Source organism: Myxococcus sp. CA051A (assembly GCF_013336705.1).
Classification (GTDB): domain Bacteria; phylum Myxococcota; class Myxococcia; order Myxococcales; family Myxococcaceae; genus Myxococcus; species Myxococcus llanfairpwllgwyngyllgogerychwyrndrobwllllantysiliogogogochensis.
Genome location: NZ_JABUMS010000017.1, coordinates 124310 through 137921, shown reverse-complemented (window position 1 = coordinate 137921; position 13612 = coordinate 124310). Strand labels below are relative to the sequence as shown.

At 67.4% G+C, this 13612-nt stretch carries 11 protein-coding genes; 5 read left to right on the top strand and 6 right to left on the bottom strand.

Annotation, left to right across the window (positions count from 1 at the left end):
- Nucleotides 1-88 precede the first annotated feature (88 nt).
- From HUA74_RS36180 to HUA74_RS36170, 3 genes are read right to left on the bottom strand one after another with little or no spacing between them, the layout of a single operon-like run.
- Nucleotides 89-859 (bottom strand): aldo/keto reductase, encoded by a 771-nt coding sequence (locus HUA74_RS36180; protein ID WP_174458216.1) that lies wholly within the window; start codon nt 857-859, stop codon nt 89-91.
- The gene (locus HUA74_RS36175; protein ID WP_174458215.1) at nt 856-1482 is read right to left on the bottom strand and encodes an AraC family transcriptional regulator; all 627 of its coding nucleotides are present in this window, start codon (nt 1480-1482) and stop codon (nt 856-858) included. Before HUA74_RS36175 ends, HUA74_RS36180 begins: the two co-directional genes overlap by 4 nt.
- Nucleotides 1472-2641 carry an FAD-binding oxidoreductase gene (locus HUA74_RS36170; protein WP_174458214.1) on the bottom strand — a complete coding sequence of 390 codons (1170 nt, stop codon included), beginning with the start codon at nt 2639-2641 and terminating at the stop codon, nt 1472-1474. The genes HUA74_RS36175 and HUA74_RS36170 overlap by 11 nt, the downstream gene beginning before the upstream one ends.
- A 259-nt stretch (nt 2642-2900) precedes the next feature.
- Between HUA74_RS36170 and HUA74_RS36165 the strand changes: the two genes are divergently transcribed.
- The 4 genes from HUA74_RS36165 (at nt 2901) to HUA74_RS36150 (ending at nt 7970) form a co-directional block, all read left to right on the top strand.
- On the top strand, nt 2901-4487 hold the full coding sequence (locus HUA74_RS36165; protein WP_174458213.1) for a hypothetical protein: 1587 nt from the start codon (nt 2901-2903) through the stop codon (nt 4485-4487).
- Between the two features lie 233 nt (nt 4488-4720).
- On the top strand, nt 4721-6094 hold the full coding sequence (locus HUA74_RS36160; RefSeq protein ID WP_174458212.1) for a hypothetical protein: 1374 nt from the start codon (nt 4721-4723) through the stop codon (nt 6092-6094).
- A gap of 131 nt (nt 6095-6225) precedes the next feature.
- Nucleotides 6226-7200: a hypothetical protein gene (locus HUA74_RS36155; protein ID WP_174458211.1), complete on the top strand. Its 975-nt coding sequence runs from the start codon at nt 6226-6228 to the stop codon at nt 7198-7200.
- Nucleotides 7201-7244: 44 nt separating this feature from the next.
- A complete protein-coding gene (locus HUA74_RS36150; protein WP_174458210.1) occupies nt 7245-7970 on the top strand; it encodes a hypothetical protein in 726 nt (241 codons plus the stop codon).
- A 115-nt stretch (nt 7971-8085) separates the two neighbouring features.
- Here HUA74_RS36150 and HUA74_RS36145 read toward each other — a convergent pair whose 3' ends face one another.
- Nucleotides 8086-10281 carry a M4 family metallopeptidase gene (locus HUA74_RS36145; protein WP_174458209.1) on the bottom strand — a complete coding sequence of 732 codons (2196 nt, stop codon included), beginning with the start codon at nt 10279-10281 and terminating at the stop codon, nt 8086-8088.
- Nucleotides 10282-10388: 107 nt separating this feature from the next.
- Nucleotides 10389-11900 carry a hypothetical protein gene (locus HUA74_RS36140; RefSeq protein ID WP_174458208.1) on the bottom strand — a complete coding sequence of 504 codons (1512 nt, stop codon included), beginning with the start codon at nt 11898-11900 and terminating at the stop codon, nt 10389-10391.
- 164 nt (nt 11901-12064) lie between these two features.
- On the opposite strand from HUA74_RS36140, the gene HUA74_RS36135 reads away from it, so the two are divergent.
- Nucleotides 12065-12652, top strand: a complete 588-nt coding sequence (locus tag HUA74_RS36135) for a GAF domain-containing protein (protein ID WP_141643054.1) — start codon at nt 12065-12067, stop codon at nt 12650-12652.
- A gap of 129 nt (nt 12653-12781) precedes the next feature.
- On the opposite strand, the gene HUA74_RS36130 is transcribed toward HUA74_RS36135, so the two are convergent.
- Nucleotides 12782-13549 carry a polysaccharide lyase gene (locus HUA74_RS36130; protein WP_141643053.1) on the bottom strand — a complete coding sequence of 256 codons (768 nt, stop codon included), beginning with the start codon at nt 13547-13549 and terminating at the stop codon, nt 12782-12784.
- Nucleotides 13550-13612: the final 63 nt, after the last annotated feature.

The following is a 13612-nucleotide window of genomic DNA, read 5'->3' as shown; positions in this document are numbered from 1 at the left end:
GAGGTGCCCGCTCGGGCCCACGGCTTCGCGAGGCCCGAGTCGGGAGCACGGCGGAGCGACACGCCCCGCCGGCGAGAAAGTCTTCCCGTCAGCCTTCGAGCGAGCGGAAGGCGTCCAACGTCTGACGCAGGTGCTCCGGAGACTTCGTGCCCGTCAGCACGTAGCCGGAGAAGCGCTGCCCGAGGATGTGAGTCAATGACTCGCGCATGGACAGCCGCGCGTCCCTTCCCTCCTCCTGGAGCAACTGGCCCATGGCGAAGGGGCGGTTGACCAGGACCTGGAGCCCGTGTCGGGCCGCCAGCTCGAACGCCGGCTCCAGCGTCCGGTGGAGCAGATTGTAGGGGAACTGAAGGAAGGAATAGACGCCCGCGGCACAGGCGGCCTCGGCGCCGGCGCAATCACTCACACTGGCGCCCACGCGGGAGACCCCGAGCGTCCCCGCGTACTCGAGCACGCGCAACACCTCGGGCGAGCCCACGTTGGCGGCCGTCGCCTTGTGGACCTGGAGCAGGTCGATGTGCCCGAGCAGCCGCACGCTCTCGTCCAGGCTCCGGCGAAGCGCGTCCGGCGAGTGGTCGGTAAAGGACGTGTTCCGCACCGCGTCCCAATGCTCACCCAGCTTGGTGGCCACGAAGACGGAGCTCCGCGCGGAGCCGAGCCCTGACAGGAACGCACCGAAGCGCTTCTCGCTCGAGCCATACGCGGGAGCGGTGTCGAAGCAGCGGACCCCCAGTTCGAGGGCGGTGTCGAGCAGCCGTCTGCCGTCGGCCTCCGACGGAGGCGGCTCGGCGCGGTAGCCCCACCTGCGCCCGAGCGAGAGCAGTCCGAGCCCCAGCTCCACGGGCCTCGTCCCACTCATGACTTCACCTTCGGGTGATAGAACGCCTGCGGCTTCACGTCCTCGGCGCGGAAGCCACCGTTGCCCAGGATGACCTGTCCCACGCCCAGCACCAGGCCCCGCGCCGTGCCCGAGCCCTTCAACACGGCCGCGCGCACGTCCGGGTCCGGGTCGCTGAAGGCCGCGCCCGCCGCGAGCTGACAACCGTCCACGGTGATGGCCCCGAGCACCTGCGTCCCGGAGCCAAGCACGCTCTCTCCGAACACGGACACGCCACCCAGATACCGTCCCCCGTCGCCCACGGTGATACGGGCGCCAGCGCGATTGGCCTTCGCGGTGAAGCCGCCCTCGCCAAACTGGTTGCCGTCACCGACGAGGATGCTGCCCGTCTCGGCGGCCAGCAGCGTGCCCGTGTGGAGGATGTTCCGGCTGCCCAACTGGAACTCCGCCGAGGCCGCGCAGGTCAGCGTGACACACGGATGGATGACATTGCCCTCGCCGATGCGCAGGTGCCGCGAGATGAGCACGGAGAACGGGTCATAGATGACGTTCCCCGTGTCCGCGAGCGCGAGGACCTCCTCCACGGTGAGCAGGCCCGCCGAGCGCCGGGGCGCATCCAGGGCCGCGAGCAGGTCAAGCCGCATGGGTGGCCTCCCGCACGACGGACGAGAGGCTCGCGTGCAGCACGTCACACGGGCGCTTCGCGATGAGCCCATCCTCCAGTCGCTCGTAGAGCCGCGCCGTCAGCACGTCCGTGAGGAACGGCGCCTCCGTCATCTTCCCCGGCAGGATGCAGATGTGGCCGGGCACCGGCTCGTGGATGGCGATGTTGAGCGAGCGCGCGGAGCCCGCATCGGGCGCGAAGTCCACCTTGGTGCAGGCCACGTCGCTGTGCGGCCCCGCGTTGCGCCAGCCCGGCACCAGCCGCTCCAGCGCGCGGTGGAGGTTGTCCGCCCGCTCGGGCACCACGTGGTAGTCGGGATTGGCGCACAGGAGCGCGTCTTCGTTGAGTCCCACGACGCTGTAGTCACCGTGGTGCATCATCGCCGCCTCGTGCGGGTCCACGTAGAACAGCCCGTGCCCGCCCAGACGCGGCACCACCACCAGGTGGCTCTTCCAGTAGCGAATGGGCAGCTCCAGCCCGAAGAACTGGCGGAACAAATCTCGCGCCCCGAAGCCCGTCGAGTAGACGAACAGCCGCGACTCGATGTGCAGCGTCTCCCCCTCGGCGGTGATGACGGTGGCCTCCGAGCCGCTCACGCGCTCCAGCCGCGAGCCGGTGAGGACCTCCGCGCCGCCCTGCTGCGCGGACGTGTACAGCTTGCGATACAGCATCCGCGTGTTGATGCTGACGTCGGCGACTTCGAACACCGCGGACGCGCGAGACAGGTCCGCCGACGAGAAGCGCGCCTGGGCCTGCGCGTGCGTCAGCGGACGATGGCTGACGCCCGCCTCCTCCCAGCGCGAGACGAGCTCCTGGAGCCGGTCCGCGTCCCGCACCAGCACGAGCGGCGGCCGGTCCGCATCCTCCACGGCCTCCGGCGCGAAGGCTCGAATCTGCTCGTGCCCGTAGATGCACCGCCGCGCCACCTGGATGGCCGCCTGCCGGTCCTTCACCGAGCCGGCGTGATAGCTGCCCCGGTGCAACCAGCCCTCGTTCCGGGTGGACGGCCCACTGGCCAGCGTCGGTTGCTTCTCCAATAACAACAACCGCAGTCCGAGCCGCGCCAGCTTGTGGCTCGCCATCAGCCCCGTCACGCCTCCGCCCACCAGCACCACGTCATACCGACGGATGTTTCGCATCACGTAGCTCTCCCCATGTCCTGTCACACCGTCACGCGCCCTCCGTGACGAAGAATTTTCACAATCGTGACTTTCACGATTAGCTCGATTTGCTACTATTGACGCTTTGCGTCTGACTTAGGAAGGACGCGGCGGGTGTGGCGCCTGGGAGGCGTGAAGCACCATCCCGGGTGGGCTCGCGCGGAAGTCCCCGAGCGAAGGGCACCGAAGCAAACCCACGAGGGGCGTTCTCCTGGAAAATCATCAGGAGGCTGCAACCGTGCGACGGATGTTCAGGCTGCTGTGCTGTGTGGGCGTGCTGGCGGCGTGTGGTGGCTCGGAGACGGACGAGGACTTCGAGCAGGAGAGCGACCCGGGCACGCGGCTGGCGAGCGTGAAGCTGGCGGACGGCCAGGCGGTGACGTTCTACGAGGTGCCCGACTACGGCATCGTCACGGTGGTGAAGGGCCCGCGAGGCACGCCGATGCCGGACGCGGCGGCCTTCGACGGCATGCCCATCCCGGACATCTACCGCAAGTTGTCGGGGGGCCAGGAGCCGCCCGCCGCGCTGGTGGAGGCCGCCCGCCGCGTGCCGTCCGCCCTGGCGCAGACGCCCGTGCGCGAGGCGATGGCGCCCGAGGGCAAGGCGCAGACCTCCCTGGGGCCTTCAGGAGACGGCGTGAGTCAGCTGGCCGTGCCGGACACCGCCTGGTGGTCCGCCAACTTCTGCCAGGGCCTCAACACCGAGTACGACGAACTCTGGTGCCCGCTGGGTGTCTACAGCTGGGCGCACACCGGTTGGGGGCCCGTGCAGAAGTACTACCAGGCCTGCGCCACGACGGGTGAGGCCACGGGCTCGCTGTGGATGGACAAGTGGGCGAGCGGCGCGTGGCAGCGCCTGCAGACCGCCACGCTGCCCAAGTGGTGGTGGACGTGCGTGTGGGGCGTGGGCGCGGCGCAGTACCGCTCCGGCCTGGACGCGACGGCCAACGCGCTCTTCGTGGCGCGCTACCGCTACGCCATCCCCAACATCATCGGCAGCGCAGGGGACCTCCCGGCCGACCGCAGCTACCCGAACTTCGCCGACAACATCCAGGGCATCACCCACAACTCCACGCACTGGTTCCTGACGCGAAACACCACCAACTTCTGGAAGGACGAGGCCACGAACGGAATCATCGCGAAGCAGGCGATGACGGCCATCAACGACGACCCGCCGGAGCGCTTCCACATGCCGACGCCCTGGTACAACGCGGGCTTCCGGCACTACGGCGACCTGGTGCACGTCAATGGCTACCTCTACATCGCCATGGATGGACCGAGCCAGGGCGGCGCCGTGGGCGTCTTCAACACGAGCATGCAGTACATCGGCTACGCGTCGCTGCCGAACTGGTCTGGTGGCGTGGCGTTCCTCGCGTACAACCCGCGTGACGGGCTGTTCTACGCGGCGACGAACGCCTTCGGGGCGACCTCGCTGCGCGGGTATTCCATTGGCCTGTCTGGGACCACCGTCACCGTCACCCACAAGCGCACGCTGACGCTGTCGAGCAGCATCCCCGTGGGCGCCTGGATTCAGGGCGGCAAGATTTCCGCGCGAGGCAACCTGTACATCAGCGTGGGCGGCGGCGGACAGACGTCCGGCATCTACATGGTCGACGTGGTGAACGGCTTCGTGCAGACGTATTACTACGTGCCCTACGGCTCCTCGGACGAGTTCGAGGGCCTGGACCTGTGGGACTTGGACGCGGACCAGCGCCTGGGTGCTCGGGGACAAATCCACATGCAGAAGATCAACATCGACCTGCCGGGCTTCGCCGACGACTACTGGCTGTCTCACTACCGCGTCGACGACCCGAGCAAGCTGTAGCAAGGGGAATGGACGACCTCGAGCACGCAGGAGCCCGAGGTTTCAATCCACCCCGCACGGCGAGGGCTCGCGGCTCGACCCCCGAGCCAACGGCCCGCCCATAATGAAACACAGGCCGTGCGCGCCGTCGCCCCCCGGACAACCTTCGTTCGGGGGGCTGGTGATACAGCAGCAGGGGCGGCGAGGCTGCCGGCGCCGCATGGAGCGGGTTTGTCGCATCGGAGTGGCTGTCCATGAAGTGCGTCGGATTCAGCGTGTTCGTGAAGGGGCTGGCCCTGGGGTCTCTGCTGTGGATGACGGCATGCAACGTGCCCATCGAAGCGGAAGAAGAGACAGGGGAGCTCGTGTCGCAAGAGGAGTCATCCCTGGAGTCACCGCTGGTTCCCGGCGTTCCGTGCGCCGACGGAACCATGGAGCAGATTTTCTCGGGAGGCATGGCGGGGTGCGCGGGCAAGGTCACCTGGGGCAGCCGCGCCTCGCTCTGCGCGCCAGGCTTCCGCCCCGCGAGCGCGCGTGAATGGGACACGCTGTTCAATGGACTCTCGCCCGCGCACAACTACTGGACCAACGATGACCTGCGCTACAGCGGCGTGTCGGGGGCCTGCAGCGTCTCGTACGTGACGGGCACCGCCTGTCCCGCCGGTCAGCCCATGCGCGTGTGTACGGCCGCCGGCACCGACGCGGAAGGCAACGCCTGCAATTGGACCGGGTGCGGCTTGCTGGCGAACACCCCCAACAGGTTCTTCGGAGGCTGCGCGGGCAACACCACCGCGGGCACGCTCTGCGTTCCTCGGGGATGCGCGGATGGCACCGTCGAGCAGACGTTCGCCAACGGCATGGTGGGGTGTGCCGGAAGCATGAACTGGGCGAATCGCGCCGCGCTGTGCGCCCCCGGCTACCGGGTGGCCACCGCCGCCGAGTGGGTCGGCCTCCATGGCACGAGCGTGCCCACGCACCACTACTGGACCAACGACGACCTCAAGTACAGCGGCTCGGCGGCGGCGTGCTACGTGAGCACGACGGTGGGGAGCGCGTGCCCCGCGGGCCAGCCGATGCGCGTGTGCCGGTCCACGGGCACCGACGCCGAAGGCAACACGTGCAACTGGGTCAACTGCGGGTACGGCGCGCTCCCTCCGCCCAACCAATACTTTGGCGGGTGCGCGGGCAACCCCACGGCGGGCGCGCTCTGCGTGCCGACGCGGGGCTGCGCCGATGGCTCCGTCGAGCAGGTCTTCACGAGCAACCTCGTGGGCTGCTCGGGCGTGGTGACGTGGCCCAACCGCAATCAACTGTGCGCCCCGGGCTGGACGGCGAGCACCGCGAGCACCTGGACCAGTCAGCATGGCCTCGCGGCCCCTCGGTACAACTACTGGACCAGCGACAACCTGCGGTATCTGGGCACGGGCACCTCCGCCTGCGCGGTGTCGACCACGTCCGGCACGGCCTGCAACGCGAACCAGCCCATGCGCTTGTGCACGCCGGCTGGGACAGATGCCCTGGGCAACCAGTGCAACTGGACACACTGCGGCTACCAGACCAACACCCCCGACCATTACTTCGGCGGCTGCAACGGCAACACGACGGCCGGAACGCTGTGCAGGCTCTAGGCATCCTGGCCTTGCAAGCCACAACGCCAACGTAGTTCTACCATGCAGCCAAAAGGCAGACACAACGACTGGAATTCATGACCAGCCTTTGGGTTCCCGCCTAGTATCCGTGAGCCCCCCAAGGGCTCACCATGACCCGACCCAACCCCCAGAGACCTCATCCCGGAGGATGGCGACCCGCCGTCCTCCTCGCGACCCTGCTGACGACCCTCCCCCTCCCGGCGATGGCGCAGTACACCTGCTTCTCCCAGCCGGGGACCCCCGGCTGTTACTTCGACTGTGGACCGGGTGACCTCGGCTACCCGAACGGGGCCATCCACATGTGCACGTGTGACGGTTCGCCCCAGGCCCCCCCGCCCCAGTACGGCTCGAACATGGGGGCGGCCTGCTACAACATTGGCAACCACTGCGCGTCGTGGGAGACCTACCCCCACTCGACCAACAGCTGTTACCAGTGGGCCTGCACCCCGGGCCAGAGCTGCACGGCGACCAATGGCTGTGGGGGAAGCTGCGTCTATACCCCGCCCTCCTCGGGGAGCAGCGGGACGCCCACCGCGTGTGTCGCCGGCCCCTCCGCTCCAACCTGCGGCGACAGGTGCTGCGCGGCGAATGAGGCGTGCGTCAACAACGCGTGCCTCCCGCTCTGTGACGGCTCGCCCTACAACCCCGCCAATCAGTGCTGTGTGGACAATGAGGACATCCGCTCGAAGTTCGTCATCGAGGACCTGGATGACTGCCCCGGCCGCTCGCCGCGGCCCGGCTGGGACCCGAACGCCGGCACGAACCAGAACGCCTGTGGCACCGAGGACTCGGCCTTCGACGTTCCCGACTCCTTTTCCACCCCCGCCGGCACCGCGAACTTCTTGCCGTCCTGCAACGTGCATGACTCCTGCTACGGCACCTGCAACAGCGACAAGGCCACCTGCGACACCAACCTGAGAAGTGGCGTCGAGGCGGCGTGTCGGAGCGCGTTCAACACCCCCGCCACCGCCACTGATATGACCCGCTGCCTGAGAATTGCCCCCGAGTATCACTGGGCGGTGAGACTCTTTGGCGGTACCCCTTACGAGAACGCACAGAAGAAGGCCTGCATTTGCTGCCCTTGAGTCGACGCCTTCGCGTCCGGCCCTCCTCTTCCACAGGTCTCCTCATGAACTTCCACGCACCCACACTTCTCATCACCTGCTTCGTGACCGCGCTGGCTTCCGGATGTTCCGAGCGGCCTCAAGCCTCTTCGAATCCACCACCACCGGCCGCCACGGCACAGGCCCCTCTCACCGACAGCCTCACGGGCATCTGGGTCGGCACCATGGCCATCGCCGGCTCCACGTCCGCGTCGATTCGCTACGAAATCACCGACAACAACGGGCAACTGTCGGGGAATGCCTTCGACCTGGAGCCCAGCCGGAATCAGTTCATCAAGACGGGGACCCTGACAGGCACCCGGACGGGCACCGCGGCGCAGTGGACGAGCGGAGGGGATACCGTCTCCGGGACCCTGAGCGGTGACTCCTTCACGGGCACGCTCGTCGTCGCGGCGCAGGGACCGGACGCGTCCATGACGGCCCAGGTCGCCCTTGAGCGCACCACCTGTGTCGCCGAATCCGACGCGGCCTTCTGCACGCGGCTCAACGCCAGCTGTGGCCAGAAGGCGGCCGCGGACAACTGCGGAGTCCGGCGCGCGGTTGGCAACTGCGGCTCCTGCACGAGCGGAACTTGCACCCAGAACCAATGCCAGCCCGAAGCCTGCTCCGGGACGACCTCGACCACCTGTAACGGGGAGTCGGGCTGCTCCTGGAACTCCAACTGCTGCGGCGGCGTGTGCCTCCCCTTGGGCGGGACGTGCCCCATCACCTGTCCGCCCCCGGAAGGGTGACGCGGCGGAGCTCACGTTGAAACGGACCGGCGCGGCGGCGCCCCTCCCGTCGCCGCCGCTGCGTCAGTCCCCCGGGCGCGAAGTCAACCTCGCGCCCGGGTCCTGAACGTCAGGGTTACTTCACACCGACGGCGGTCCAGCTCTCCTTCACCTTCGCCACCTCGGTGGAGTCCGCGCCGTAGAGGTCCGTGGCCGCCTGGATGGTGGCGGTGCGGGCCTGGGCGAACGTGGTGCTCGGCGTCATGTAGTGGGCCAGGGCGCGGTAATAAATCTTCAGGCCCTTGTCCATGCCGACGCCGTCCTTCACCTCGAGCTTGGACGTGCGGTTCGTCCCGCCGTTGGCCAGCAGGTAGAAGGCGTTGTTGGCGATACCGCTGGAGCCGTGGACCTCCGTCTGCTTCGGGTAGTCCTTGTAGTTGTCGATGGAGTACCCGTCCTTCGTGGGGTCGTCCATGTAGCGCAGGCCGTCCGTGTCGTCGCCGTTGGTCGGCGTCCAGGCCGTCTCGCCCACCGTCCAGTTGAACTTCACCGCGGAGTTCTTCGTGGACGCGTACCACTCCACGCCGGCGCCCATGATGTCGCTCATGGCCTCGTTCAGACCACCGGACTCGCCGCGGTAGACCAGACCGGCGGTGCGCTCGGTGAGGCCGTGGGCGATTTCATGGCCCGCGATATCCAGCGCGGTGAGCGGACCGGAGTCCACGCCGTCGCCGTCGCCGTAGCTCATCTTCTCGCCGTCCCAGTACGCGTTGACGTAGTTCTCGCTCACGTGCACGTAGTTGACGAGCTTCTCGCCCTTGCCGTCGATGGAGTCGCGGCCGAGCACGTCCTTGAGGAAGTCGTACGTCATCGCCGCGCCGTAGTGCGCGTCCACGGCGGCCTGGTTGCGCTTCGGGTCCGTCGCCTCGCCCCAGACGTTGTTGTCGTCCTTGAAGGGCGTGGTGCCGCTGGCCTCTTCCTGGTTCTTCGCGTCGTACGTCGACACGCCCTTGCCGCGCGTGGTGTCTTCCAGCGAGTACGTCCCGTCCGCGTTCTGCTTCGTCTTCAGGTCCACCTTGCCGCTGTAGAGCGAGGTGTCATCCGCCGTGCCGGGCGCGGGCGGCTCGGTGGGGGGCTCCGTGGGCGGCTGGGTGGCCTTGGGCGAAATCGACAGGCCCCAGTTGTTGAGCTTGCCCTTGTCGCCCTTCGCGTTGTCCTTCACCGTCAGCGTCCACTCGCCCTTGGCCGTCTCGCCGGCGAAGACGCTCAGGTCGAAGTCACCCTTCACGTTGTCGGTGCTGCCACCGGTGCGGTTGTGCACCGCGGCGCTCTTGCCAGAGGGGCTCGTCAGCGTGACGGTCAGGTCGCCCTTGTACGTGTGGCTGATGTCCAGCGACAGCTTGAGCTTGTCGACGGTGACGTCGTCGGCCACCTTCACCTTGGAGGTGACGGTGCTGTTGTCCTTGATGGCCGCGTTCGGCGAGGTGGAGACCTTCACGTCCGCGGGCGGCGTGGCGGCGGCGCCCTTGGTGCCCTTGGTGCCCTTGGTGCCCTTGGTGGCCGCGGCGTCACCCGTGCCGTGCGTGGCGCAGGGGCAGTTCTTGAAGCCGTCGATGGTGTTGAACTTCTCGTAAATCTTGCCGGTGTTCGCGTCGACCAGGTAGTTCATCCGGCGCGGGTTGTCGGTGCCATTCACATTGGCGACCTCGACGCGGTACGCGGAGCGGTACTCACCGGACGGGTCCTTGTAGATGACGCGCTCGGAGTTCGGCTGGCGGTCCGGCTTGCCCGCGAAGTCCTTCAGCGCGATGTCCAGCACCTGCGCGTGGGACAGCTGGGGCTTCTGCGTGCCCAGGCCGGCGGGAATCGTGGACTGGTCACCGGTGACGCTGCTCACCTTGCCGTCCTTGCCGAGGTGAGACACCACCTGCTCGGCGTACACCTTCACGCCCTCGTGCTGCCGGTCCAGGCGCACGTGCGTCATCCCCAGCTCGTCGCGCTCCACGTTCTTCGGGACGAAGGCCGGGTACTGGATGCCACCCCGGAGGCCCTGCGTCGCGGGCTTGCTGGTGGCCGGGGTGAGGTGCTCCAGCGAGGTCTGGATGGCGGACTGCGCCTCCTTGCTCTCCAGCGACAGGCGGCCCACGGGCGCCGGCAGCGGCTTCAGCGTCTGCTCGGCGCGAGCCAGGTCGGTGGTCTTCGCAGCGGGACCGAAGCCGTCCTTGATGACGTTCGGAGCCGTCCGGGTCTTCGCGGTGTTCTTCGGCTGAGCCTCAGCGGAAATGGTGGGGAGGACCGTCGGCTTCGAACCATCAGTGCGGCGAATGCTCATGGGTCTCAGAACTCCGTACGAGGTGGCTAAAGAGTTATCGCTAGAATGTATCAGGAAGTTACCTGCTGATTTCCACCCCACCCCCTGAAGCCATGTGTCGGAATGTTTCAGTCCGCGAGCCAGCGCGCCGAGGAGACCTTGTCTCCAAATCCCCAAGAATTGAGATTCACTTCTCGCAGTGAACCGTCTCCGATGAGGTCCTGAGTCTTGCCGCTGTAGTTGGCGTCGGCGTGGAGCCGCACGCGGTGTCCGGGCGGAAGGCACCAGCGCACGGCGGAGACCTTGTCGTTGAGCCCGTCGATGTCGTGGAAGCGGGCCCAGTTCTTCGAGCCCCGGTCCGCGAAGTCGAAGATGAACCCCCGGTCGGTGAAGTCGGAGTCGTCGTAGAAATCGACGAAGGCGCGCGAGACGTCGGCGCCGCAGCCGTCGTTCGCCCAGATGCTCCGGAACTCCACCATCTTGACGGAACCCGACGGGCCGTCGTCGGCGTGTTCGGTGGCGTAGAGGATGAGCTTGCGGTCCGCGCCCACGAAGACTCCGCCGGCCGCGTCGAGGTTGCACTGCCGCGCGCCGTCGTTGCTGCAGTACAGGTGTTTCGCCGCGACGTGCTCCAGGCGCAGGTGGCCGTCCAGACTCACACGGTAGAGGTGGGCGTAGTCGTCGCTGACGGGGCCCCAGCGCAGGCCGCCGAGCAGCGTGCCCACCAGGTAGAGCTGACCGTTCTGACAGTCGGTGACGAAGTTAAGGTTCTGGAAGGGGCCCCAGGTGTCGGAGGCCAGCTCCTCGCGTGCCCACTGGTCCACGCGCGTCCACGCGTTCGTCGGCGAGCGGAGGTCCGTGGAGGTAGAGAGGAAGACCTCGAGCACCTTCGCGTCGTACTGGCCGAGCAGCAGCAGGTAGCGCCGGTCGGACAGGCGCGTCAGCGAGGCCGTCCCCGCGTTCGCGGAGGCGCCGGGGATGAAGGCGAAGGGCTCGGGGGACAGGCCCTGGTTGAAGTCATACAGCGCGACGCGGCCGGCGCCAGGGCCCTGCTCCATGGGGAGCGCGAGGATGTTGCCCACCGCCTGCATGCCTCCGCCGTGGGCGTAGCCATTGAGCACGGGGAGCGCCGTCACCGCGCGGTCCTCGAGCGGTGGCGCAGTGTCCTCGGGTTGGGAGATGGAGGGGGACAGGCGGTTGGAGCGAAGGCGCAGTCCTTCACCGTTGCGCGAGGGGAGGTGGACGACGTGGCCCACGTTGCCGTTGGTGTTGCCGTCTCGCTTGGACACCACGAGGTAGCGCCCGGAGCCGAGTGACAGGCGTTGAATTCCCTGCCAGTGATTGTCACCGGGATAGGCCACGTTGAAGTTGAACGAGCCGGGGCGGAAGCCAAGCACCTCGCCATGGTCCCTGAGTTCATTGAAGCGCGCGGGCACGTCGGGGACGCAGAGGTTGCAGTCCGGGCTTCCCCAGACACAGGAGGTATCTCCCTGGAGGGGAATGAGCGAAGCGGACGTGGTGGTGACAGTGGGCGCGGAGGTGGCGTGCTCCGGGCCGCAGCCGGTGAGGCTCGCGAGTGACAGGGCTGTGGCCAGGGCGCGGGCCCACGTCTGGGAAAAGGTGCGGGGATGAAGGGGCATGGTCTCCTCGGGAAAAATGACGCGGGCGGCTCGGAAGCAACGGAGCGTATGGACCTGGTACGTCCAGGAGCATGGCTTGACCCGAGGGTGTCGTGCCATGCGACGCTTCTTCTTCGCGCTCCCCCCGGCGCGACAGGCCCGTCCCCCACCTGGAGTTCCCCCTCATGGCCTCGAAGGCGTACGCCGCCATCATGAATGTGTCGCAGTTGCTGTTGGACAAGGGCTTCGAGCCCCAGAACGTCTCGGAGGCGCTTGGACAAGTGGGTGTCGCGCTCGACGTCGACCGTGTCTATATCTTCGAGAACAGCAAGGCCGCCGATGGGAAGCTCTTGTGCAGTCAGCGATACGAGTGGACCGCGGCCTCGACCTCCGCGCAGCTCGACAACCCCGAGCTACAGAACGTGCCGTATGACGAGGTGCTGCCGTCCTGGGTGCCGCCGCTGTCCTCGGGCCAGGTGGTGAAGGGCCATCCCCGCGACTTCGCGTCCCCCGCGCGCGAGTTGCTGGAGAGCCAGGACATCCGCTCGCTGCTGGTGTGTCCCATCACGCTGGGCGGCGAGTGGTGGGGCTTCGTGGGCTTCGACGACTGCCGGACGGAGCGCGCGTGGCCCACGGCCGAGAGCGCGGTGCTTCAGGCCCTGTCCAATGCGCTGGCCGGCTCGCTGAGACATGCGCGACTTCGCAGCGCGCTCAGCGGCGTGCAGACACAGCTTCGCGCCATCATCGAGCGCTGCGCGAGCACGACGTCCTGAGGTGGAGACGCCCGGGAAGACGCGCCAGGCGCTGAGCCTCCTTCACGTCTTCCTTCGACAGGGACATGTCTGGAGGGCCCACCTCACAGCGGGCCTGCTCGAGTCAGGCCCGCTGAGCGCACTGCCTCTCTACCACTGCGCGGGGTCGGCGTCGGCGAAGGTGGTCCCCACGCCAATCTCGTCGAACCAGATGCTCCGTGTCCCCTGGCTGCCTTGCATGTATCCGTTGTCGTACCAGCCATTGGCATACAGCCCGACCCGGAACTGGAAGTAGCGGTCGTCCGCTATCGTCGTGTTCAGGTTGTACTGCTCCAGGACCTTCGTCCCGTCGAACCACAGCTTGTAGAAGCCCGTCCCGTCCGTGGCCCACTTCGCCTGAATCACAATCTTGTGCCACTCCCCCGCCGTCACCGTGGCCAGATTGCCGAACGTCACCGTCTTCTGATTGCAGATGGTGCCCTGCTTCACCCGAGTGAAGAGCTGGTTGCCCGAAATCCACACCATGCTCGACGGCATGTAATCGTCGCAGCCCGTGTCGGAGAAGTCCGCGATGAACTGCGCGATGTTGTACGACTGCGGCTGGAACTGCCAATCCGCCTGCAGCCGGAACGCGAAGCCGTAGAAGCCCGTGTCCCCTCGGCGGTACACGTTGCTTCGCATCACCTCCGAGTGGTACCGGCCGCCGTAGGCCGCATCGTAGATCTGCGTCATCTTGAGGCCCGTCGGCCCCTCGTAGGTGACGTTCGTCACCTCGTTCACCGAACCTCGGTGCTCCCGGCTGATGGAGTTCCAGCCAGACAACGTGCCCGTGTTGCGGAAGAGGGACGCCGCCTCGGCGACCAGCCCAAACGCCAACAACGTGGCACCGGCAACAACACCCAGTCTCTTGGTTTTCATTGTGCTCGGGGGTGAGGGGTTCGGGGCCCGCCCACGGCCTGACCCCGAAGTCCTCTTAACCAG

Bases quoted from the DNA above. Each gene is read 5' to 3' on its own strand.
- HUA74_RS36180 (WP_174458216.1), bottom strand. From the start codon at position 859: ATGAGTGGGACGAGGCCCGTGGAGCTGGGGCTCGGACTGCTCTCGCTC.
- HUA74_RS36175 (WP_174458215.1), bottom strand. From the start codon at position 1,482: ATGCGGCTTGACCTGCTCGCGGCCCTGGATGCGCCCCGGCGCTCGGCG.
- HUA74_RS36170 (WP_174458214.1), bottom strand. From the start codon at position 2,641: ATGCGAAACATCCGTCGGTATGACGTGGTGCTGGTGGGCGGAGGCGTG.
- HUA74_RS36160 (WP_174458212.1), top strand. From the start codon at position 4,721: ATGAAGTGCGTCGGATTCAGCGTGTTCGTGAAGGGGCTGGCCCTGGGG.
- HUA74_RS36155 (WP_174458211.1), top strand. From the start codon at position 6,226: ATGACCCGACCCAACCCCCAGAGACCTCATCCCGGAGGATGGCGACCC.
- HUA74_RS36150 (WP_174458210.1), top strand. From the start codon at position 7,245: ATGAACTTCCACGCACCCACACTTCTCATCACCTGCTTCGTGACCGCG.
- HUA74_RS36145 (WP_174458209.1), bottom strand. From the start codon at position 10,281: ATGAGCATTCGCCGCACTGATGGTTCGAAGCCGACGGTCCTCCCCACC.
- HUA74_RS36140 (WP_174458208.1), bottom strand. From the start codon at position 11,900: ATGCCCCTTCATCCCCGCACCTTTTCCCAGACGTGGGCCCGCGCCCTG.
- HUA74_RS36135 (WP_141643054.1), top strand. From the start codon at position 12,065: ATGGCCTCGAAGGCGTACGCCGCCATCATGAATGTGTCGCAGTTGCTG.
- HUA74_RS36130 (WP_141643053.1), bottom strand. From the start codon at position 13,549: ATGAAAACCAAGAGACTGGGTGTTGTTGCCGGTGCCACGTTGTTGGCG.